The organism is Vibrio sp. TH_r3 (assembly GCF_033101115.1).
In the GTDB taxonomy this organism is placed as follows: Bacteria; Pseudomonadota; Gammaproteobacteria; order Enterobacterales; family Vibrionaceae; genus Vibrio.
The window spans coordinates 19,421-43,479 of record NZ_JAWMPW010000014.1 but is presented as its reverse complement, the minus strand read 5'-3'; the positions used below and the strand labels follow the sequence as shown (position 1 = coordinate 43,479).

Below are 24,059 nucleotides of genomic sequence, written 5' to 3'. Positions count from 1 at the left end.
CCTTCAACTAGTTACCCTTAACTCTGAATAAAGAGGCTATTTTCTAACCCTGACGTTTCCTAAATTAACCACCATAACTAAATATATCAGCTTGTGTATCAGTGTTCTTTAACTATTGATCGTCTATGAGCGATTGATCTTTTAAGAAAATCGTCAAAGACTTGCTTACACTCAAACGACGTTATGCTCATAACTTATTTATGGTGTGACATCTACAATTGGCTTGGTATAAATAAATGCTCGATTCAATAACGAGCCTTGCGCTCCTTCTCTATCAAGAGCTCGGCCAATTTCAGTCATTCCTAACCAACGATTTTCACACCAAAGTGGTGAAAGGAGTGTGGGTCTTCTCGCAGCTGCAGAGACACGATGATAAATGATTTCCGGAGGTGTTCGACGAATCAGTTCGCTAGCGATACTGACATAGTCCTCCATCTCAGGTGCTTGTAATCGGCCTGCCTTCCATGCTTTTGCCATTGAGCTACCTTCCACTATATGTAGTGGATGCAACTTTATACCGTCTGTGCCTATGGTAAGGACTTTAGCCAGTGTTTCAAGATAATCAACTCGGGTCTCTTTTGGCAGGCCAATAATAAGGTGAGTACACACTTTTATACCTAGTTGACGTGCCTTTTTAGTAATGTCAGCATAACACTCGAAATCATGCCCTCTATTAATTCGTTTTAATGTCTTATTGTTAGCGGTTTGCAAGCCTAATTCTAACCAGATTTCATAACCTTGTTCGACATAACCTGACATTAGCTCTAAAACCGATTCAGGTACACAATCAGGACGAGTACCGACACACAACCCAACCATGTCCACCGAGTTTAACGCTTGTTCATACATACTTTTTAGTGTTTGTACTTCAGCATAAGTGCTAGTGTATGCTTGAAAATAAGCTAAGTATTTTTTAGCTCGCTGTACTTCACCCGCACGTTCGCTAAGTTGCTCAACAATACTCTGCTGTTGTGTGGCTTCATCTGAAAATGAAGCTACATTGCAAAATGTACAGCCTCCACGTCCTAACGTACCATCTCTATTGGGACAGCTAAAACCACCGTGCAAAGTTAATTTATGTACCTTCTGTCCATATCTACGTTGTAGATCTTGACCAAGGGTATTGACTAATTCGTGTAACTGCATATGACTGACTACCTAACAAATCATGGAATAATGAAACCGTATTACCTACTGTTTATAGCTCAAGTAAAGTTTATAGCTTACATAAAGTGTTACGTTTGCAACTTGGGATAAATGAGTTGTTGCACGTTAAATCAAGCTATGTTCGCAACGTAAACGGCAGGATTATAAGTAGAGCAGAAATTGTGTTCGCTATTTCATATCAATAAACACCTCATCGACAAAGATAAAAAGACATAAACTCAATAAAAATGCATTCATCTGGCCTCAAACTAGATATTTTAGCTATTTTTACTGTTTGTTATTCATATGCTTATTAAAAAAACAGAATCTAGGTCAACTTTTTGATGGAATTAAGTGACACAAAATTGTACGATGTAAAAATATCCGCACTTAAAACCCTAGGAAAGGGACCAACTTAAATGTGGAATGTTCTGTGATTATCCAACCCCACCAATACAAATCACTATAATGTGATCTAATAACAATGGATATCACTAACGGAATTGTTTTCTTCACAAATAAATTTCCTGTGAAGAACGGAATGGACTCAAGCTTGCTATGCTTAGCGATGCTATGAACTATACGAATAATAAAATAACAGGGTCGAAACGCCTCTGGCATGTCTCGCCTGAAATTTAATTGGAAGGATGTATCTATGGTAGATAGAGAGCAGAAAACACAAGGTCTTTATACTCCTGAATTGGAGCATGACGCTTGTGGTATCGGTTTTGTTGCTCACTTAAAAAACCGCAAATCGCACGAAGTTGTTACTCAAGCGCTAGATATGCTAGCGAGAATGGAACATCGTGGCGGTCAAGGTTGTGATCCATGTAGCGGAGACGGTGCAGGGATCTTGCTTCAAAAACCTCATGAATTTTTATTGGAAGAAACGGTTAAACTAGGTATTACATTGCCTTCGTTTGAAAAATACGGTGTTGGTGTAGTCCTCTTCCCTAAAGATGAATATAAACGTCAACAGTGTCGCGATATTTTAGAACGTAACGCTCGTCGCTTAGATCTGGAAATTTTAGGCTATCGTATTCTGCCTGTGGATAATTCAATGTTAGGCGACGATCCACTAAGCACGGAACCTCAATTTGAGCATGTGTTTATTTCAGGTGGACCAGGCACAACACCAGAAGAGTTAGAGCGAAAGCTGTATGTTTTACGTAACTATACTGTACGTGTCTGTCTTGAAAGTGTATCCAACATTAAAGATGAATTTTATATAAACTCAATGTCTTATAAGACATTAGTTTATAAAGGCCAGCTAACAACTGAACAAGTACCGCAGTATTTCTTAGACCTTGGTAACCCAACCATGGTAACTGCTCTGGCATTGGTACACTCTCGCTTCTCTACGAATACATTCCCAAGATGGCGACTCGCGCAACCTTTCCGTTATATCGCGCACAACGGTGAGATTAACACCGTACGTGGTAACTTAAACTGGATGAAGGCTCGTGAAGCTATTCTTGAATCAGACCTATTTACTCAAGCTGAAATTGACATGCTACTTCCTATTTGTCAGGAAGGAATGTCTGATTCATCTAACTTCGATATGGCTCTAGAACTATTGGTTCTTTCTGGACGTTCATTACCTCATGCATTAATGATGATGATTCCAGAAGCGTGGCAAGAAAACAAAAATATGGATAAAACGCGTCGCGCATTTTATCAATATCACGCTAACCTAATGGAACCATGGGATGGCCCTGCATCTGTGTGTTTCACCGACGGTGTACAAGTAGGGGCAACATTAGACCGTAATGGTTTACGTCCTTCTCGATATACAGTTACCAAAGATAACTTCCTAGTGATGGCTTCTGAGTCTGGTGTGGTAGAAATTGCCCCTAGTAATGTGGAATATCATGGCCGCTTACAGCCAGGACGTATCTTTGTTGCAGACCTTGAACAAGGTCGTATTATTTCTGATGAAGAAGTAAAAGATAGTATTGCGTCAGCGCAGCCTTATCAGCAATGGGTTAAAGATAACCTACTAAGCCTGAAAAAGTTACCTGAAGCTGACAATATGCACCACCAACCTTCAGCAGAACGTTTGCTACATAATCAGCAAGCATTTGGTATTACAGCAGAAGAAATTAACGAAATTATTGTGCCTATGGCAAGAGACGGTAAAGAACCTCTTGGCTCTATGGGGGCTGACTGGCCATTAGCAATTCTTTCGCACCAGTCACAACATTTATCTAACTACTTTAAACAGTTGTTCGCTCAAGTGACTAACCCACCTATCGACCCGATTCGTGAGCGTATGGTTATGTCTTTGAACACCTACTTAGGTAAAGATCAGAACTTATTAACTGAGTCTCCTGAGCATTGTCAAAAAGTAGAACTGGAATCGCCTGTATTGTCGAATTCAGAATTAGAAAAATTACGTGCTATAGATAACGAATATCTTCAAGCAAAAACACTGGATATTGTATTCCGTGCTAGCGAAGATGAAGGTAAATTAGAGCGCGCTCTAAAACGTATCTGTCAATATTCTGAAGATGCGGTTAACGATGGTTACTCGATTATTCTTCTTACTGACCGTTCAACCAACTCAAACCACGCTGCAATTCCTGCAATGTTGGCTGTTGGTGCGGTTCACCACCACTTGATTCGCAAAGGCTTACGAGCTAAATGTGACATCGTAGTAGAAACTGGTGATGCACGTGAAACTCATCACTTTGCAACACTGATTGGTTACGGGGCTAATGCTGTTAACCCTTATCTAGTGATGGAGTCGATTGTTGATCTTCAGAACAAGAAGAAGCTAGACCAAGAAATACCGTCGGAAGAGTTATTCAATAACTACCGTGCGGGTGTGAATGGTGGTCTACTGAAAATATTCTCTAAAATGGGTATCTCGACACTTCAGTCTTACCATGGTGCTCAAATTTTTGAAGCATTAGGTATTAACAAATCAGTGGTTGATAAATACTTCACTGGTACGGTAACTCGTATCCAAGGTTTGACCATTGATGATATCGCTAAAGAAGTGTTAGTGCGTCACCGTATTGGTTTCCCTACTCGTGAAATTCCAGTACAGCTTCTTGATGTTGGTGGTGTTTACCAGTGGAAACAACGTGGTGAGAAACACTTATTTAACCCAGAAACGATTTCGTTACTGCAAAAATCAACACGAAATAAAGACTACAATCAATTTAAGCAATACACCAATGCGGTAGACGCACAAGGTGATAATGCAGCGACATTGCGTAGCCAACTTGAGTTTGTCAAAAACCCAACTGGCTCTATCCCTCTAGAAGAAGTAGAACCAATTGAAAATATTTTGAAACGTTTTGCTACTGGAGCAATGAGCTTTGGTTCCATCTCTTACGAAGCGCACTCAACGCTTGCCGTTGCGATGAACCGTATTGGAGCAAAATCGAACTCAGGTGAAGGTGGTGAAGACCCAGATCGTTTCGAAAGAAAAGAAAATGGTGATTGGGAACGCTCTGCGATTAAGCAAGTAGCATCTGGTCGTTTTGGTGTAACGTCTTATTATCTGACTAACGCCGACGAAATTCAGATTAAGATGGCTCAAGGAGCAAAACCAGGTGAAGGTGGACAACTTCCAGGTGATAAAGTTGATGATTGGATCGGCGCAACACGTCACTCAACACCTGGAGTAGGGTTAATTTCCCCTCCACCACACCACGACATCTATTCAATCGAAGATTTGGCTCAGCTTATCTACGATTTGAAGAATGCTAACCGTGAAGGCCGCGTCAACGTGAAGTTGGTATCTGAAGCAGGTGTGGGTACCATTGCCTCTGGTGTTGCAAAAGCAAAAGCCGATGTGGTGCTTATCGCTGGTTTTGATGGTGGTACAGGTGCTTCACCGATCTCATCTATTCGTCATACAGGTCTTCCATGGGAACTTGGTTTGGCAGAAACGCATCAAACATTACTGAAAAACGGTTTGCGTAACCGTATCGTTGTTCAGTCTGATGGCCAAATGAAAACGCCACGAGATCTTGCGGTAGCAACCTTACTTGGTGCAGAAGAATGGGGTGTAGCAACAGCCGCCTTGGTGGTTGAAGGCTGTATTATGATGCGTAAGTGTCATAAAAACACGTGCCCAGTAGGTATCGCAACACAGAATAAAACATTGCGTGAGCGCTTCGATGGCCGCGTTGAAGACGTAGTTACTTTCTTCCAATATATGGCAGAAGGTTTACGTGAAGTGATGGCTGAACTTGGCTTCCGCACAATTGAAGAAATGGTTGGGCAATCTCACAAACTGAAAGTACGTGATGACATCAAACATTGGAAATATAAGAATCTTGATCTTTCACCTGTTCTACATATAGAAGCACCGCGTGAAGCCGACGGTATATATAATCAAATTAAGCAAAATCATCAGCTTGAAGAAGTTATTGACCGTAAATTGATTGAAATAGCCAAACCTGCACTAGAAAAAGGTGAAGCGGTTTCTGCTGAATTACCAATTATTAATACCGACCGTAGTACAGGTACGATGCTTTCGAACGAAATTTCGAAGGTCTACAAAGACCAAGGCCTACCTCAACCTATGAATGTGAAATTCACTGGTTCTGCTGGTCAATCTTTTGGTGCTTTCTTATCAAAAGGTGTGAAATTTGAAGTAGAAGGTAACGCCAACGATTATTGGGGCAAAGGTCTTTCAGGTGGTACGTTAGTGCTCTATCCTGATTCTAATACCAGTATTGTGGCAGAAGATAACATCGTTGTTGGTAACGTATGTTTCTATGGCGCAACATCGGGTGAATCCTTTATCCGTGGTCTAGCTGGTGAACGTTTCTGTGTTAGAAACTCTGGTGCTAAAGTTGTTGTTGAAGGTATTGGTGATCATGGTTGTGAATACATGACAGGTGGTACAGCGATCATACTTGGTTCAACAGGTCGCAACTTTGCAGCTGGTATGAGTGGTGGTACGGCTTATGTTTGGGATAAAGCAGGTGACTTCGAAAGTAAACTGAACCCTGAACTGGTGGATCTTGATCCTATCGAGCAAGAAGATAAAACCATTCTTATCGATATGCTAAACAAACACGTTGAGTTTACTGGAAGTACCGTAGCAAAAGCTTTCCTAGATGATTTCGATGCTAACTTAGCAAACATGATTAAAGTAATGCCTCGCGATTACAAGGCGGTATTACAAAAACGTAAAGCACAAGCGCAAGCAGAAAATACGGAAGAGTTGGAGGCAGTATAATGGGTAAGGCTACTGGATTTTTAGAGCATGGTCGTGAACTGCCAAAGAAGATCGACCCAAGTGTTCGTATTCAAAATAATAAAGAGTTCGTTTTAAACGAGGAGTTTGGTAAAAACATCAATACTCAAGCGTCTCGTTGTATGGACTGTGGCGTACCGTTTTGTCACAACGGTTGTCCAATAGGTAACATTATTCCCGAATTTAACGATGCCGTTTATCGTGATAGTTGGGAAGAAGCATGGCACATTCTTAGCAGTACCAATAACTTCCCTGAATTTACAGGAAGAGTATGTCCTGCGCCTTGTGAAACATCTTGTGTTCTTGGTATTAACCAAGATCCAATCACAATCTGTAATATAGAAAAAACGATTGTAGAAAGAGCGTATAAAGAAGGCTACGCTGTTCCTAAAAAGCCTCGCATTCGTTCAGGTAAAACGGTTGCAATTATAGGGTCTGGTCCTGCAGGTCTTGCAGCAGCAGAACAGTTAAATAGTGCTGGTCACTGCGTTACCGTTTATGAACGAGATGAGAAAGTAGGTGGTTTACTTCGTTTTGGTATTCCTGACTTTAAACTGGGTATGGATGTAATTGATCGTAAGGTCAATTTAATGGAAGAAGCTGGGATCATTTTTGAGACTAACTCTCATGTGGGTGTAGATATCAATGCGCTTCAACTTCGACAAGAATTTGATGCAATATTGCTAACAGGTGGCTCAACCGTTCCTCGTGATCTCCCTATTCCAGGAAGAGAACTAAAAGGCGTTCATTTTGCTATGGAATTCCTTGGACAAAATAACCGCCGTGCCAATAACATGGATCTAAAAACTGAAGAAATTCATGCTAAAGATTGCCACGTTGTTGTTATCGGAGGTGGTGATACAGGTTCTGACTGCGTTGGTACTTCTAACCGTCATGGTGCTGCGAGTATTACTCAAGTTGAAATCATGCCTATGCCTCCAGAAAAACGTCCAGCTAATGCTCCATGGCCTGACTATCCAATGATTCTTCGTACTTCTACTTCTCACGAAGAAGGGTGTGAACGTCATTGGAATATTCTCACTAAGGAATTCATTGGTGATGAATCAGGTAAAGTAACGGGCCTGCGTTTAGCTGATATCGAATGGGAAGAGGCAAAACCAGGTGAACGTCCGAACTTCAAAGAAATTGAAGGCAGTGAACGTGTTATCCCATGTGACAAAGCCTTCTTAGCGATGGGTTTCCTTCATCCTGAAGCAACCGGTGTTCTAGCTCAACTAGACATTAAATTAGATGAACGAGGAAATGTCGCCACTGAAGATTTTGCAACTAACCAAAAAGGTATCTTTGCGGCAGGTGATATGCGCACAGGACAATCATTAGTAGTTCGTTGTATTAACGAAGGTCGCGAATGTGCTCGCGCCGTTGATGAGTTCTTGATGGGCAATACCAATTTGGAAGCTAAAGCAGACTCGCTAATGCTTTCAAATGCCTAATATTTTTATGATGTGAAAATTATAACAAAGGTTTCCTTCCAAACTTTGTTTTGGCCAGCTTCTAGCTGGCCTTTTTTATATCTGTAAGTCAAAGCATTGTATTACTCCCATTCCAACCACACGTTAAGAATAAATCACGTTGTCCTCTGCTTGAATCTATATGCTACAATCTGATTCAAGTTATCGAATCTAATGGTTAAGAGATATTCATGAAAATCGGCATTATTGGGGCAATGGAACAAGAAGTTGCTATTTTAAAGCAAGCATTATCTAACTGCGTAGAAGAGAAAAAGGCTAATTGTCACTTTTTTTCTGGTCAAATAAATGAAGTAGAAGTCGTTCTGCTTCAATCAGGTATTGGTAAAGTCGCAGCATCTATCGGAACCACTATTCTTTTACAACACTATGCGCCTGATATTGTTATTAACACTGGATCAGCCGGTGGCTTTGATTCAAGTTTAAACCTTGGTGATGTGGTAGTTTCCACCGAAGTTCGCCATCACGATGCAAACGTAACTGCATTTGGTTACGAAATGGGACAAATGGCTGGTCAACCTGCTGCATTTATTGCCGACGAAAAATTGATTCAAGTAGCAGAACAAGCTATCGCAATGAAACCCGATCAACACTCGGTTAGAGGGTTAATCTGTACTGGTGATGCGTTTGTTTGCACAGAAGATCAACAAACAACCATTCGTCAATATTTCCCTTCCGTTATAGCAGTAGAAATGGAAGCAGCAGCAATTGCTCAAACTTGTCATCAATTTAACATACCTTTCGTTGTGGTTCGTGCCATTTCCGACGTTGCGGATAAAGAATCACCAATGAGCTTTGATGAATTTTTACCTCTTGCAGCCAAAAGTTCATCTGAGATGGTAATGAATATGGTTGGGTTACTTAAATAATTTTTATGCAGCAGGTTTTTGACCAACTATATAGTAATGGCGCCCTATTAGTTTTATGGGGCGCTCTGTTGTTCCATTTAGTTGTACCTATTCCTATCTCGTCACATCCAACAGTATTGTGGCGTGCATTCGCCAAAATTCTTACCGATAAAGTCAACGTCAATAATCACTACTCGCAAAGCCTTATTTCAGGCTCCTTATCTTGGATGCTGATGATGATTCCTGCATTGGCAGTGTTGGTCGCATTGAAACCATTGGTCTGGCAACCGCAGTTATTTGATTTGGCTTTACTATTACTCGCTATTGATTGGCGTAATAGTGAAAAATTAGGACATCAACTGACTGATGCGCTAGCCAAACAAGATAAAGTGCTGGCTCGTCGTCTTTTAAAACCGAGATTAAATCGAAACACCGCCACCTTATCAGCATTAGGCTTAGGTAAAGCGGGTGCGGAAACCATTATATTAGGATATGGACGCAATGTGGTTTGTGTCGTATTTTGGTATGGACTCACAGGAGGTATTGGGGCATTACTGTTTCGTTTAATGTCCGAATTAGCGAGAGCATGGTCTCCTTCTCGATCTAAGTTTCTACCGTTTGGCCTTCCTGCTGCACGGATATTAGCAATATTCGAGTTTATCCCACTATGTCTGTTTAGCTTAATGATCGTTGTGGGCAAGAACATGCATAAAATTGTCACTCTAGTTGGTCATCAAAGCAAAACATGGTCAAGTCGAGGTCCAGCTTTGTTACTGTCTGCCTTAGGTAACAAACTAGAACTCTCATTAGGTGGCCCTGCTATCTATAACGACAAAAAAACCGTTCGAGCAAAACTAGGTGGTCGTATTGCCCCTTCTGCACTCCATATTGGACAAATTCAAAAATTATTAGCTTGGCGATTATACGTTTGGATAGTGATTCAAAGTATTGTGATGTTTCTCTTCTATCAAGGGCTGTAAAAATGCGTTTTCTTCTTTTTCTATTGCTATTATCCATCGCTCTGTTTAGTTACTCCATAGAACGAATCATATCTCTTGCCCCCTCTTCAACTGAATTGATTTATGCGGCAGGATTAGAAAATAAATTAATTGCAGTAAGCGCTTACAGTGACTATCCAGAACGCGCTAAATTACTTGAAAGAGTGGCTAGCTTTAACAGTGTGAATATAGAACGCATTGTGGCTCTCAATCCCGAGCTTATCGTTGCTTGGCGTTCAGGTGGCTCGATTAAAGCCTTAAATCAATTGAAACAACTCGGCTTTACTATCTATTATTCTGACACAACCCATTTAGCTGACATTGCCGACAAAATTGAAGACTTGAGCCAATATGCGGATGACCCATCAGTAGGCCAGAATAACGCTCAACAATTTAGAGATAAGTTACACCAACTCCAGAACAAATATTCTAACCTAGATTCAGTGCAGTATTTTTATCAACTTAGTAGTAAGCCAATCTACACCATTGCAAACAATCATTGGCCAAGTGAAGTATTTTCATTATGTGGAGGAAAAAATAGCTTTGAAGAGTCTCCTGTTGCCTACCCTCAAGTAGGCATAGAACAAGTTATCGTCTCTGCTCCTGACGTCATTTTCACCTCACCTCATACAATACAAGACACAAAAATATGGCAACAGTGGCACAACCAGATCCCAGCAGTTGAAAATAACTTTATATGGTCATTAAATGCTGATTGGTTAAACCGCCCTACTCCTCGCTCTTTACAAGCGGTTGAACAAGTATGCCAGTACTTAAACATCGTGAGAAATACACATAGCGTCAAGAATTAGAAAAAATACATCGTCATCATCAGATAAATTAAAGTAGAATCGCACTTAATTGACTCAGAAAGCCATTTTCTAATTAAGTATGAACTCGACATTACTCTATTTCATTGACATATTTGGTACCGCAATTTTTGCCATTTCAGGCGTACTACTCGCTGGGCGATTAAAAATGGATCCATTTGGTGTCATTGTGTTAGGCAGTGTGACCGCAATTGGTGGAGGCTCAATCAGAGATATGGCTTTGGGAGCAACGCCTGTATTCTGGATCACCGATACTACCTATATATGGGTAATTATTTTTACTTGTATAAGCACTATGTTAATCATTCGTCGACCACGTCGTTTACCTTGGTTCGTTCTACCCGTTTGTGACGCTATAGGTTTAGGTGCTTTTGTCGGTATTGGCGTTGAAAAATCGCTACTATTTCAAGATTCTTATTTAATCGCTGTCATTATGGGAGTTATTACTGGTTGTGGTGGAGGAATTATTCGTGACGTTCTCGCAAGAGAAGTCCCTATGGTTCTAAGAAGTGAAGTGTATGCGACTGCGTGTATTATTGGTGGCGTCATTCATGTTACTGCTCTGTATTTAGATTACAGTAACAAGATGGCTTTTTTATCTGGTGCGCTTTCAACCTTAATAATTCGTTTAGGCGCGATAAAATGGCACCTTTCTTTACCTACTTTTGCTCTTCATCGATAAATAAGCACAGTCAGCACGCTATTTTCAATTAGAGCTGAGCTAACAAAAGAGATTTAATATAAGAAAAGAGCTTAATATAGTAAGCACTTAATTTAACAATTCAATTAAACGCTTGAGTGCATGACAACACGCTTGCTGCCGAACTTGAGATCTATCACCAGAAAAACAGACCATTTCTTGAATTTCAACCTCATTGCGGATTTTCCAGCCAAACCACACCGTGCCTACCGGTTTTTGCTCAGTTCCACCATTAGGGCCCGCTATACCACTGACAGAAATAGCGATCGTGCCATTAGAAAACCTTAATGCACCGGCCGCCATCTCTTCTACTGTCTGTTGACTAACTGCACCACAGGTATTGAGGGTTTTCGGGTTAACCGCAAGCATATCCATTTTTGCTTCATTGCTATAAGTAACAAATGAACGATCAAACCAAGCAGAACTTCCAGAAATATCAGTAATTGCTGCAGCGATACCGCCTCCAGTACACGACTCAGCGGTAACTAAAATATGTTTTTTTTCAGTTAATAAACTGCCGACAGTGGTACTTAATTCTGTTAATTGTAACATCGTTTAAAAAACCTCAAATTAGCCTTACTAGAATGGTTTAAACGCGTATCCTAACTAGTTGACCAATAATGTCAAAGAACTCATTTCGGTGTTTCGATTCTAATCGCCATTTAAAGGATATATATTTCAGTCGTAAATAAGGTAAAAACAAGCTATTTCCAGCACTATTATTTGATCCATTCGACACATTTCATCTTGCCAGTGTTCTTTATTCACGTATCCTTAATCTTTCTAAAAATAGACCAGAAAAAAGACTAAGGCCACCATGGTAAAAGCGACACAGACACATACGCCAATGATGCAACAATATTTGAAGTTAAAGGCGGAAAACCCTGAAATATTATTGTTTTATCGTATGGGTGACTTTTACGAACTTTTCTATGATGACGCAAAAAGAGCATCACAACTTTTAGATATCTCTCTCACCAAGCGAGGAGCTTCCGCAGGTGAACCTATTCCTATGGCAGGCGTTCCTTTTCATGCTGTTGAAGGGTATTTAGCCAAACTTGTCCAGTTGGGTGAATCGGTGGCGATTTGCGAACAAGTTGGCGATCCAGCAAGCAGTAAAGGCCCTGTTGAACGTAAAGTAATACGAATCATTACTCCGGGAACGGTAACCGATGAAGCCTTGTTGTCGGAAAGAGTTGATAATCTGATTGCCGCTATCTACCATGTTAAAGGTAAATTTGGTTATGCAACCCTAGATATTACCTCTGGTCGCTTTCAGCTTTGTGAACCTGAAACACAAGAAGCTATGCTAGCCGAACTTCAACGCACTTCACCAAAAGAACTTCTCTTCCCTGAAGATTTCGAACCGATGGATATACTGGCTAATGTTAAAGGAAGCCGACGTCGTCCTGTTTGGGAGTTTGAACTTGATACAGCCAAGCAACAGCTAAATCAACAATTTGCCACACGCGATCTTATTGGTTTTGGTGTAGAGCACGCTCAACTCGGCTTATGTGCTGCTGGATGCTTAATTCAATATGTAAAAGATACACAAAAAACGGCACTCCCTCATATCCGATCATTGACGTTCGATAATCAAGACAATTCAGTTATTCTTGATGCTGCTACCAGAAAAAATTTAGAGATAACTCAAAACCTATCTGGAGGCTATGACAATACTCTAGCCTCAGTTATGGACCATAGCTCGACCGCAATGGGCAGTCGCATGCTACAGCGTTGGTTACATCAACCGACTCGTTGTAAAGAAACCTTAAACCAACGTCTTGACGCAATAACGGAAATAAAAGATCAAGCTGTATTTGTAGAGATAAAACCGATCTTAAAACAGATCGGCGATATTGAACGAATTATTGCTCGTTTAGCTATTCGAACAGCAAGACCAAGAGATTTAGCCAAGTTACGCCATGCTTTACAGCAGCTTCCCGAACTTGCCGAAGTTATGCAAAACTTATCTCATTCTTATCTCACAAAGTTAGCCCTTTATTGTAAACCGATGGATGAAATGAGTGCTTTACTAGAGAAAGCGATCAAAGAAAACCCACCAGTGGTGATTAGAGATGGTGGAGTAATCGCTCAGGGTTACAATGAAGAGCTAGATGAATGGCGCTCACTGGCAGACGGAGCAACTGAGTATTTAGAAAAGATGGAAGCCGAAGAACGAGAGCGACATGGGATCGATACGTTAAAAGTTGGCTTCAACAATGTTCATGGTTTTTATATTCAGGTAAGTCGTGGCCAAAGCCATTTAGTCCCACCATACTATGTTCGTCGTCAAACCTTAAAAAATGCTGAACGCTATATTATACCGGAGTTGAAAGAACACGAAGACAAAGTTTTAAGCTCTAAATCAAAAGCACTTGCGATTGAAAAGCGACTTTGGGAACAGTTATTTGATCTACTTTTACCTCGGTTAGAAGCATTGCAAAACCTTGCTTCTGCCGTTTCTCAATTAGATGTTTTGCAGAATCTAGCCGAACGCGCAGATAGCTTAAATTTTTGTCGTCCACAAATGACCGACTCAGTTGGCATTGAAATAAAAAATGGTCGGCACCCTGTAGTCGAGCAGGTAATGGATGAACCTTTTATTGCCAACCCTATCAAGCTTAACTCAAAGCGGAAGATGTTGATCATTACAGGGCCTAATATGGGGGGTAAATCCACCTATATGCGCCAAACTGCACTTATCGTATTATTAGCTCATATTGGTTCATATGTTCCTGCAGACCAAGCTGAAATAGGATCTATTGACCGTATTTTCACCCGAATAGGTGCCTCAGACGATCTTGCTTCTGGCCGTTCAACCTTTATGGTCGAAATGACAGAAACCGCTAATATTTTGCATAATGCCACTCCACATAGCCTAGTATTAATGGATGAAATAGGTCGAGGAACAAGTACTTACGATGGCTTATCGCTTGCTTGGGCGAGTGCGGAATGGCTGGCTAATCAAATTGGCTCTATGACTTTGTTCGCAACGCATTATTTTGAATTAACCGAACTGCCGAATCTAGTAGACCATCTGGCCAATGTTCACTTAGATGCGGTTGAACATGGTGAGAGTATTGCCTTTATGCATGCAGTGCAAGAAGGCGCAGCAAGCAAGTCTTACGGGTTAGCCGTTGCAGGTTTAGCTGGCGTGCCTAAAACCGTGATTAAAAATGCTCGAGCTAAATTAAAACAGCTGGAAAAATTCACCGATCAACCAAACAACACCCCTACTAACGTTGATATCGCCAATCAACTGAGTTTAATTCCAGAACCGAGTGAAGTGGAACAAGCCATTGCTAATATTGACCCTGATGAATTAACTCCAAGACAAGCACTAGATGAACTGTATCGTTTAAAAAAGCTTATTTAAGTGGACAAAAAGGGCGTTGCGAATTTTACAATCGCAACGCCCTTATTTATAACAGTTAAGCGAGTCTATACGTCTTATATCTGCTCAACATCAAACAGTGACTCCATATTAAGCCCTTGCTTAATAAGAATTTCTCGTAGTCTACGCAAACCTTCCACTTGTATTTGACGTACTCGTTCTCGAGTTAGATTTATTTCTCGACCAACTTCTTCTAACGTTGATGGCTCATAGCCTAATAAACCAAATCGTCTCGCAAGTACTTCTTTTTGCTTAGAATTCAATTCATCTAACCAATTAACAAGTGAACTTTTAATATCATCATCTTGAGTTGATACTTCTGGATCTGAATGGTTAGTATCAGGGATTATATCTAATAACGCTTTTTCGCCATCGCCCCCCATAGGCGTATCGACAGAACTCACCCTCTCATTTAACCGAAGCATTTTATTTACATCACTGACTGGCTTGTCGAGTTTTTCAGCTATCTCTTCCGCTGTTGGTTCATGATCAAGTTTCTGAGAAAGTTCACGGGCAGTTCTTAAATATATGTTAAGTTCTTTAACAACATGAATGGGTAAACGGATCGTTCTGGTTTGATTCATCAGTGCTCTTTCTATTGTCTGGCGTATCCACCAGGTAGCATAAGTTGAGAATCTAAATCCGCGCTCAGGATCAAATTTTTCGACTGCTCGTATAAGCCCTAAATTACCTTCTTCAATAAGATCAAGTAAGGCAAGTCCACGATTACTATAACGACGGGAAATTTTCACGACAAGACGCAAGTTGCTTTCGATCATACGTTTACGAGCGGCTTCATCTCCGCGCAATGCTCTGCGAGCGTATAGAACTTCTTCTTCGGCGGTTAATAATGGTGAAAAACCAATTTCTCCAAGATAAAGTTGAGTTGCATCTAGTGTTTTAGCAGTTGCTTCGAACTCTTCTTGTGGTTTTTTCTTGGTTGAATGTTGTGTGGGTTTAGTTGATTTAGCAAGATCAGAATTAGAGGTTGCTGCACTCTGTTGGTTGATCTCAAACTCTTCGACTTTTTCTACTGCATTGCTGATACTCATAGAGCCTCCCCTTGGCGAGCTAGCAAGACATTCCTTTATAAATGTCGCTGAATTAATTTTATCTTAAGGCAAGTACCTATTTGGATTAACAGACTTACCTTGGTAACGAATTTCAAAATGTAACCTTACGCTATTGCTGCCAGAACTCCCCATGGTGGCGATTTTTTGTCCTGCTGAAACATTTTGTCCTTCACTTACTAGCAAACGTTCGTTGTGAGCATATGCACTCAAGTAGTTATCATTATGTTTTACAATAATTAAATTGCCGTAACCTCGTAGTGCATTTCCAGAGTAAACAACTTTCCCGCTTGCCGTAGAAACAATAGATTGACCTCGCTGCCCTGCTATATCAATACCTTTGTTTCCTTGTTCTCCCACAGAAAATTTCTTAATTATCCTCCCTTTAGTTGGCCAGAGCCAGTCGTTGATTTTATTATTAGTTGGCTCTACTTTATTAACAGTTTTATTAACATTTTGTTTACTCTTAGGTTCAACATACTCTTTTGATTTGCTCTGATCAACAGCCTTACTGTTAGTATTTTTAGTCGCCTTTGAATTATTTGATGTTGGTTTTTTAGGCGAAACTGATGATTTACTTGCAACTTTAGGGGATGAGTTTGCTTCAGGAATTGATGAAACCTTAGGACTAGGGTTTACCGTATTCACTGCGGTTACTGATACAGCAGGGGTTGAAGAGGCTTTCGTTCTCGACTTTCCATACTCAGAACCGGCATAAACAGGTTGCCATAATTTTAGTTTCTCACCGGGTCTAATCGTATAAGGTGCGGATAAATCATTGTAACGAATAAGATCGTTTACATTCTTATCTGTGACATAGGCTATAAAATAAAGCGTATCTCCTTTTTTGACTTCATAATAACTCCCTCTATAACTGCCTCTTTCTATGGAGTTATAGTCTTTATGAATACTTGAAACTGGCGCAGGAGTCGTTGCAGCACACCCTATGAGTAACGTGCTATAAACAGCGACTATCGATACCAACTTCAAATTATTTGTCATGTTCTACGCTAAATCACCTGCAACTAAGGGAACAAAACGAACTGTTTCTATAACTGAAGAGACAAATTCATTACCTTGCCTAACTATTTTCAATAACTGTTGGTTTTCTTCACCAACAGGAATAACTAAACGACCATTATCAGCTAATTGAGCTAACAAATCTTGTGGCACTTGCGCTGCTGCTGCAGTAACAACAATGGCATCAAAAGGGGCTTGAGTCGGCCAACCTTTCCAACCATCTGCATGTTTGGTGACAACATTATAGATATCTAATAGTTTTAGGCGTCTTTTAGCATCCCACTGCAATGATTTTATACGTTCAACGGAATAAACTTTATCTACCATTTGGGCTAATACTGCCGTCTGGTAGCCTGATCCGGTCCCAATTTCTAGTAGTTTTGATCCAGATTCAAGCTGCAGTAACTCTGTCATCCTTGCCACAATATAAGGTTGTGAAATCGTCTGTCCATGACCAATAGGTAAGGCATTATTATCATATGCTTGATGCATTAATGCTTCCGAAATAAAATACTCTCTCGGTACTCTTCTAATTGCATCGAGTACTTTAGGGCATTGAATCCCATTCGAGCAAAGGAATTCAACTAAGCGATTTGCCTGAGGATTACTCATTGCTACCACCTTCTAACCAAGATGTCATGCTTCTAATCGATTCATGCGCAGTTAAATCAACTTGTAGTGGAGTAACAGAAACCATACCATGTTCTACCGCGTGAAAATCTGTGCCTTCTCCAGCATCTTGCTGTTGACCTGGGGGGCCTAACCAGTACACATCTTGTCCTCTAGGATCTTTTTGCTTAATCATATTCTCTGCATGATGACGAGCACCAAGACGAGTCACAACTTGACCTGTAAGTTCTGAAAAAGGTCTATCTGGTATATTCACGTTAAGCAGACGATTAGTCGGAATTGGCGACTGAAGATGTTGCTCTACTATTGTACGAACAACTCTTGCTGCAGTCGTAAAATGTTGGTGTCCAACCAACGAAAAGGCTATAGACTGAACGCCTAAAAAATGTCCTTCCATGGCCGCAGCAACGGTTCCAGAATACAACACATCATCACCTAAATTAGCACCATGATTAATTCCAGAAAGCACTAAATCAGGTAAATCATCTTTGAGTAGTTCATTAAGCGCAAAGTGAACACAATCTGTTGGAGTACCTTGAACCGAATACCAATTAGGTTCAATTTCAATCACTCTTAATGGATTTTCAAGTGTTAACGAATTTGAAGCACCTGAACGATTTCTATCGGGGGCAACAATGATGATATCAGCGATATCTTTTAAACAGTCAGCCAAGGCTTTAATACCATCGGCATGCACTCCGTCATCATTACTGAGTAGAATCTTCATTACTTATCCTTCGTTGAAGTGGCGCTCTACAGGAATTTCTTCAATCAATTCTCTGACAATGGAAGTTGCAAAACTACCAGAGCTCAATGAGAAACATAGTACCGCCATATCATCTTTTATTGTATAGCTAAAATCAGAAGGCTTTAATAACACGTCTCGTCTATCATGACGCATTCTATTACTACGAATTAAAGCCATTAAATCCGGTTCTGCATCTATAAATTCTTGTTCAAGACAAAGCGCATCTTGTTTGGTTGGCAAAGAGTTATCCCCTACCAAAGCAGCCGTTAACACTACGTTATCAAGAGCTATTTCCGCCTGCATTGCAGTTAGATTATCGTTATCAATAACAATAACCGACTCATTGTTATTAGCTATATCATCTAGACTAACACTAGTATTTAGACGGACAATATCACCTAACATCAAACTAGATAATTGATTGACGTTTATCCGTTTGGATACTATTTGATTGAAGATCCAAGAGCGAGCCGTAGAAAGGTATAAACTGCGTTTATTCTGATTTTTACTTCTAACGTTCTCTTTTCCCCAACGTCGAGCTTCTGTTAAGTTATTACCTGCACGACCAAAACGTTGTGAACCAAAGTAATTCGGCACGCCTTTTTCTATGACTTGCTTTATTTTCGACTCTAAACTTGAAATATCGCTTACTTCCGACAAAGTCACTTGAAACTGATTACCACTTAAATCACCGGGACGAAGTTTTTTATTATGCCTAGTAGTTTCAAGGATTTGAATACTTGGGTATTGCTTTTCAAATGCAGTAAAATCTGGCGTATCAGCTTTAGGTAAATAAACACTTAACCATTGTTCCGTTACTGCATGTCTGTCTTTTTGACCAGCCCAACCCATGTCTTTTGATTTAACACCACATACTTTTGCTAATTCATTGGCGACGAAACTGGTATTTTCGCCAGTTTTACGAACCTTAATCATCAAGTGTTCGCCTGAGCCTGAAAAGTCAAAGCCCAATTGCTCTTTGACGACAAAGTGCTCGGGCTTAGCTTTTAGCTTCGCTTTACAAGTAGGCTTTCCATGTAAATATGCCAATTCGGCAAGAATATCTGTCATTAATTTATATCTTCTTTAATAAAACAACCGCTTCACAAGCAATACCTTCTTTTCGTCCGGTAAAACCAAGCTTCTCTGTTGTTGTTGCTTTTACATTAACATTGTCAATAGTCGTTTCTAAATCTAACGCAATAGCTTCACGCATAGATTGAATAAACGGTAGCATTTTGGGTGCTTGAGCAATGATAGTGACATCTAGATTGCCGATTTTATAACCTTTTTGTTGCACTAATCGATAGACTTCTTTCATCAAGTCGCGACTATTCGCTCCTTTCCATTTTTGATCCGTATCTGGAAAATGACGACCAATATCACCTTCTGCTATTGCGCCTAATAGAGCATCGGTTAAAGCATGTAACGCCACATCGCCATCAGAATGAGCAAGTAAACCTTGCTCATAAGGAACCTCGACACCACCTATAATAACAGGTCCCGTGCCACCAAACTTATGGACATCAAAACCATGACCAATTCGGATCATTTCTTTTTCCTTATTACAAATTCAAATACTTTATGCTCAATAAGTTGTGGTTAAATTGAATTTTCACTTAAATAAAAAGCAGCTAATGCTAAGTCTTCCGGTTGAGTTATTTTAAAGTTATCCGCCCTTCCTACAACTAATTTAGGTTTTACACCAGTCCATTCCATTGCCGAAGCTTCATCAGTAATATTAATCTTAGCTTCCAACGCTAAAGATAAAGCATCATATAAAGGTTGAGCTCTGAACATTTGTGGAGTTAACGCATGCCAGAGGTCGACTCTATTCACTGTCTCATGAATCACATCTTGACCGTTACCACGTTTCATCGTGTCACGCACAGGAGCGGCTAAAATACCACCGATGTTGGTTTGAACGACTTCTGTAATTAACTTGTCTATATCACTTAAACGAACACATGGTCTAGCGGCATCATGTACTAACACCCAAGATTGGGGCTGGTTAATATGTTTGAGGACGTAATTCAATCCAGATAACACTGAATCTGCGCGCTCTTGACCACCAACAACTCGAATAACGTTATTATTTGAGGCTAATGAAAGTTCAGGAAAATATTCGTCACCTTCTGAGATAGCGACAATGACTTTATCAATAAGAGGATGAGCTAATAATTTATCAACCGTATGTTGTAAGATTGTCTTATTATGCAATTGAAGATATTGCTTAGGGCAATCCGTCTTCATTCTGCGACCAATACCTGCCGCTGGAACAATGGCATAAAATTTATTATTTATTTGCATCACTATTTTACTTACTCATTCGTTCTATTGAGCATTTTCATCAATAATTCGGTAAAACGTTTCACCCTCTTTCACCATACCTAATTCGTTTCTTGCTCTTTCTTCTATCGCATCGAGTCCTTGCTTGAGATCTTCTATCTCTGCAAACATTTTTGCATTTCTATCAGATAGCTCTTTATTTACCAACTGCTGAACTTCAATTTCGTTCAATACTTGTTGATGTTCTAGTATGCCGTTTTTCCCCCACACAAGAGTATAAAACAACACAGCCAGTAACAGTAAAAGGGCAAGAGTGAATAAACGCACGCTAGAGAGTTCTCATGGATTAATTAGAGGGAAATATGCTTGTATATATATCATAAATGCTTGATTGAGACTAGGTTTGACAGAATCACTATTCATCTAGACAACGTTTTTTCTCTAGATAATGATCTTTTAATTTAGATAACGTTCTTTTGGCTTAAATAATACTTCAGATGTAATAGTGGCGAACTTACAAGTAAAAAAAGCGCCCCTAAAAATTAGAGGCGCTTATTGCATAAATTTTGACTTAATTAGTAATCAAATCACCTTAAAAATAAGGATTATTGACCTTTAACTTCTTTAAGGCCATTGAAAGGTGCACGTGCACCTAGAGCTTCTTCGATACGGATAAGTTGGTTGTACTTAGCAACACGGTCAGAACGGCTCATAGAACCTGTTTTGATTTGACCAGCAGCAGTACCTACTGCTAAATCAGCAATAGTTGCATCTTCTGTTTCACCAGAACGGTGAGAGATAACAGCAGTATAACCAGCATCTTTAGCCATTTTGATAGCAGCCAAAGTTTCTGTTAAAGAACCAATTTGGTTAAACTTGATAAGGATAGAGTTAGCAACGCCTTTCTCAATACCTTCAGCAAGAATCTTAGTGTTTGTAACGAATAGATCATCACCAACTAGTTGAAGTTTGTCACCTAGAAGTTCAGTTTGATGCTTAAAGCCATCCCAATCTGATTCGTCAAGACCATCTTCAATAGATACGATTGGGTACTGGTTAGCAAGATCTTGCAAGTAGAAGTTAAACTCTTCTGAAGTGAAGACTTTACCTTCACCTTTCATGTTGTAGTTTCCAGCTTCTTTGTCATAGAACTCAGATGCAGCACAATCCATCGCAAGTGTTACGTCTTTACCTAACTCGTAACCTGCAAGTTCTACTGCTTCTTTGATTGCAGCTAGAGCCGCAGCATTAGATTCTAGGTTAGGAGCAAAACCACCTTCATCACCAACTGCTGTGCTTAGGCCTTTAGCTTTAAGTACTTTCGCTAGGTTGTGGAATACTTCAGCACCGATACGTAAAGCTTCTTTAAGAGTTGAAGCACCAACAGGTTGAATCATGAATTCTTGGATATCAACGTTGTTATCAGCGTGCTCACCACCATTGATGATGTTCATCATTGGAAGAGGCATAGAGAACTGACCAGCAGTACCATTAAGTTCTGCAATGTGCTCGAATAAAGGCATACCTTTAGCCGCTGCTGCTGCTTTTGCGTTTGCAAGAGAAACCGCTAGGATTGCGTTAGCACCAAATTTAGCTTTGTTTTCTGTACCATCCAAATCGATCATAATTTGATCAACTTCAGCTTGAGCTTTAGCATCTTTACCAACTAGAGCTTCAGCAATTGTACCGTTTACTGCTTCAACCGCTTTAAGAACACCTTTACCTAGGAAACGTGCTTTATCACCGTCACGTAACTCAAGAGCTTCGCGAGAACCAGTAGATGCACCAGATGGAGCTGCAGCCATACCGACGAAACCGCCTTCTAGGTGTACTTCAGCTTCTACTGTTGGGTTACCACGTGAGTCGATGATTTCACGACCTAGAACTTTAACGATCTTAGACATTGATGTTTCCTCTCGTTCAATTTTTATGTCAAAACTAAGAATAACCACACTTCATGTGTCGTTATCCGGATTCTTGTATTACTTACTCTGTTCTGTATCGAATTCACCACGTTGATATTGACCAGCTGCTTTAATAAAGCCAGCGAACAACGGATGTCCATCGCGAGGCGTAGACGTGAATTCAGGGTGGAACTGAGAGGCAACAAACCATGGATGATTTGGGTTCTCAATTACCTCAACAAGCTTTTTATCTGCAGACAAGCCTGATACTTTTAAACCGGCTTTTTCAATCTGAGGACGAAGATTGTTGTTTACTTCATAACGGTGACGGTGACGTTCATGAATTGTCGCGCTACCGTATAACTCTTTAGCTAGTGTGCCTTTTTCAAGATGACAAAGCTGAGAGCCGAGACGCATAGTACCACCTAAGTCAGATTGCTCAGTACGTTCTTCAACCTTACCTTCACCATCGACCCATTCGGTAATTAATCCTACCACGGGATACTTTGTGTCTTTGTTAAATTCTGTTGAATGCGCGCCTTCAAGGCCAGCAACATTTCTTGCAAATTCGATTAGAGCCACTTGCATACCTAAACAAATCCCTAAATAAGGCACGTTATTTTCACGCGCATATTTAGCGGCAAGGATTTTACCTTCGATGCCACGATCACCAAAACCACCAGGTACAAGAATCGCATCTAAATCTGCGAACATTTCTTCACCTTTGTTCTCTACATCTTGTGAGTCGACATATTTAATGGTGACATTTAAGCGGTTTTTCAACCCTGCATGTTTAAGTGCTTCGTTAACCGATTTATAAGCATCTGGAAGTTCTATATATTTACCAACCATTCCAACGGTTACATCCGCGGTAGGATTTGCTTCTTCATAGATAACTTGTTCCCACTCTGACAGATCCGCTTCTGGTGCTTGAATTCCAAAACGAGCACAGACAAGATCATCTAATGCTTGAGCTTTGATCAATTGAGGGATTTTGTAGATAGAATCTACGTCTTTCATTGAGATAACAGCTTTTTCTGGGACGTTACAGAAAAGTGCTATTTTTTTACGTTCATTTGCAGGGATCATACGATCACTACGACAAACTAAAATATCTGGCTGGATACCAATAGAAAGTAATTCTTTTACAGAATGCTGAGTTGGCTTAGTTTTCACTTCACCGGCAGCGGCTAAATAAGGTACTAAAGTCAAGTGCATAAACATAGCTCGTTCACGACCTACTTCTGCTGCTAACTGACGAATAGCTTCCATAAATGGCAGAGATTCGATATCACCAACCGTACCGCCAACCTCAACTATAGCAATGTCATGGCCTTCAGCGCCATCGTAAACACGATCTTTAATCGCATTAGTAATGTGAGGTATAACTTGAATTGTTGCACCCAAGTAATCACCACGACGCTCTTTTCTAAGTACGTCAGCATAAACACGGCCAGCAGTAAAGTTGTTGCGCTTGCTCATTTTGGTACGAATGAATCGTTCATAATGACCAAGATCGAGATCGGTTTCTGCACCGTCTTCGGTAACAAATACTTCACCATGTTGAATTGGGCTCATAGTGCCGGGATCAACGTTGATATAAGGGTCAAGCTTCATCATGGTCACTTTGAGACCACGAGCTTCTAAAATAGCCGCAAGAGATGCGGCTGCAATACCTTTACCTAGTGAGGATACCACCCCGCCAGTAACAAAAATGTAATTTGTCGTCATGTTTAACCTGAAATTGGTTGAATGAGGGAAATTGGTG

At 40.3% G+C, this 24,059-nt stretch carries 19 protein-coding genes; 7 read left to right on the top strand and 12 right to left on the bottom strand.

Annotation, left to right across the window (positions count from 1 at the left end; genetic code table 11):
• Positions 1 to 198: 198 nt before the first annotated feature.
• Complete coding sequence (locus tag R3X26_RS12380; protein WP_317717637.1) at positions 199 to 1,146, bottom strand: TIGR01212 family radical SAM protein; 948 nt, start codon at positions 1,144 to 1,146, stop codon at positions 199 to 201.
• A 655-nt stretch (positions 1,147 to 1,801) separates the two neighbouring features.
• Between R3X26_RS12380 and gltB the strand changes: the two genes are divergently transcribed.
• The 6 genes from gltB to R3X26_RS12350 all read left to right on the top strand — a co-directional run bounded on the left by gltB (position 1,802) and on the right by R3X26_RS12350 (position 11,215).
• Entirely contained in the window at positions 1,802 to 6,349 is a 4,548-nt protein-coding gene (gene gltB / locus R3X26_RS12375; RefSeq protein WP_317717636.1) for a glutamate synthase large subunit, read from the top strand.
• Positions 6,349 to 7,821: a glutamate synthase subunit beta gene (locus R3X26_RS12370; protein ID WP_317717635.1), complete on the top strand. Its 1,473-nt coding sequence runs from the start codon at positions 6,349 to 6,351 to the stop codon at positions 7,819 to 7,821. The genes gltB and R3X26_RS12370 overlap by 1 nt, the downstream gene beginning before the upstream one ends.
• Positions 7,822 to 8,030: 209 nt before the next feature.
• Complete coding sequence (gene mtnN / locus R3X26_RS12365; RefSeq protein ID WP_317717634.1) at positions 8,031 to 8,726, top strand: 5'-methylthioadenosine/S-adenosylhomocysteine nucleosidase; 696 nt, start codon at positions 8,031 to 8,033, stop codon at positions 8,724 to 8,726.
• Positions 8,727 to 8,731: 5 nt separating this feature from the next.
• Positions 8,732 to 9,685: a cobalamin biosynthesis family protein gene (locus R3X26_RS12360; RefSeq protein ID WP_317717633.1), complete on the top strand. Its 954-nt coding sequence runs from the start codon at positions 8,732 to 8,734 to the stop codon at positions 9,683 to 9,685.
• Between the two features lie 2 nt (positions 9,686 to 9,687).
• Positions 9,688 to 10,515, top strand: coding sequence for a vitamin B12 ABC transporter substrate-binding protein BtuF (gene btuF / locus R3X26_RS12355; RefSeq protein WP_317717632.1), 828 nt, complete (start codon positions 9,688 to 9,690; stop codon positions 10,513 to 10,515).
• 79 nt (positions 10,516 to 10,594) lie between these two features.
• Positions 10,595 to 11,215, top strand: a complete 621-nt coding sequence (locus R3X26_RS12350) for a TRIC cation channel family protein (protein ID WP_317717631.1) — start codon at positions 10,595 to 10,597, stop codon at positions 11,213 to 11,215.
• A gap of 87 nt (positions 11,216 to 11,302) precedes the next feature.
• Here the strand turns inward: R3X26_RS12350 and pncC are convergent, their stop codons facing one another.
• Positions 11,303 to 11,785 (bottom strand): nicotinamide-nucleotide amidase, encoded by a 483-nt coding sequence (pncC, locus tag R3X26_RS12345; protein ID WP_317717630.1) that lies wholly within the window; start codon positions 11,783 to 11,785, stop codon positions 11,303 to 11,305.
• Positions 11,786 to 12,050: 265 nt separating this feature from the next.
• On the opposite strand from pncC, the gene mutS reads away from it, so the two are divergent.
• Positions 12,051 to 14,612, top strand: coding sequence for a DNA mismatch repair protein MutS (mutS, locus tag R3X26_RS12340; protein ID WP_317717629.1), 2,562 nt, complete (start codon positions 12,051 to 12,053; stop codon positions 14,610 to 14,612).
• A 74-nt stretch (positions 14,613 to 14,686) separates the two neighbouring features.
• Here the strand turns inward: mutS and rpoS are convergent, their stop codons facing one another.
• The 10 genes from rpoS to R3X26_RS12290 all read right to left on the bottom strand — a co-directional run bounded on the left by rpoS (position 14,687) and on the right by R3X26_RS12290 (position 24,022).
• Positions 14,687 to 15,682, bottom strand: coding sequence for an RNA polymerase sigma factor RpoS (rpoS, locus tag R3X26_RS12335; RefSeq protein WP_317717628.1), 996 nt, complete (start codon positions 15,680 to 15,682; stop codon positions 14,687 to 14,689).
• Positions 15,683 to 15,745: 63 nt separating this feature from the next.
• A complete protein-coding gene (locus R3X26_RS12330; RefSeq protein ID WP_317717627.1) occupies positions 15,746 to 16,702 on the bottom strand; it encodes a peptidoglycan DD-metalloendopeptidase family protein in 957 nt (318 codons plus the stop codon).
• A gap of 3 nt (positions 16,703 to 16,705) precedes the next feature.
• Entirely contained in the window at positions 16,706 to 17,332 is a 627-nt protein-coding gene (locus R3X26_RS12325; protein ID WP_317717626.1) for a protein-L-isoaspartate(D-aspartate) O-methyltransferase, read from the bottom strand.
• Positions 17,325 to 18,077: a 5'/3'-nucleotidase SurE gene (surE, locus tag R3X26_RS12320; protein ID WP_317717625.1), complete on the bottom strand. Its 753-nt coding sequence runs from the start codon at positions 18,075 to 18,077 to the stop codon at positions 17,325 to 17,327. The genes R3X26_RS12325 and surE overlap by 8 nt, the downstream gene beginning before the upstream one ends.
• 3 nt (positions 18,078 to 18,080) lie before the next feature.
• Positions 18,081 to 19,169 carry a tRNA pseudouridine(13) synthase TruD gene (truD, locus tag R3X26_RS12315; RefSeq protein WP_317717624.1) on the bottom strand — a complete coding sequence of 363 codons (1,089 nt, stop codon included), beginning with the start codon at positions 19,167 to 19,169 and terminating at the stop codon, positions 18,081 to 18,083.
• 4 nt (positions 19,170 to 19,173) lie between these two features.
• Positions 19,174 to 19,650: a 2-C-methyl-D-erythritol 2,4-cyclodiphosphate synthase gene (gene ispF, locus R3X26_RS12310; protein ID WP_317717623.1), complete on the bottom strand. Its 477-nt coding sequence runs from the start codon at positions 19,648 to 19,650 to the stop codon at positions 19,174 to 19,176.
• Between the two features lie 50 nt (positions 19,651 to 19,700).
• Complete coding sequence (ispD, locus tag R3X26_RS12305) at positions 19,701 to 20,408, bottom strand: 2-C-methyl-D-erythritol 4-phosphate cytidylyltransferase (RefSeq protein WP_317717622.1); 708 nt, start codon at positions 20,406 to 20,408, stop codon at positions 19,701 to 19,703.
• A 24-nt stretch (positions 20,409 to 20,432) separates the two neighbouring features.
• The gene (gene ftsB / locus R3X26_RS12300; protein WP_317717621.1) at positions 20,433 to 20,714 is read right to left on the bottom strand and encodes a cell division protein FtsB; all 282 of its coding nucleotides are present in this window, start codon (positions 20,712 to 20,714) and stop codon (positions 20,433 to 20,435) included.
• A gap of 278 nt (positions 20,715 to 20,992) precedes the next feature.
• Entirely contained in the window at positions 20,993 to 22,291 is a 1,299-nt protein-coding gene (eno, locus tag R3X26_RS12295) for a phosphopyruvate hydratase (RefSeq protein ID WP_317717620.1), read from the bottom strand.
• A 78-nt stretch (positions 22,292 to 22,369) separates the two neighbouring features.
• Entirely contained in the window at positions 22,370 to 24,022 is a 1,653-nt protein-coding gene (locus R3X26_RS12290) for a CTP synthase (protein ID WP_317717619.1), read from the bottom strand.
• Positions 24,023 to 24,059 lie beyond the last annotated feature (37 nt).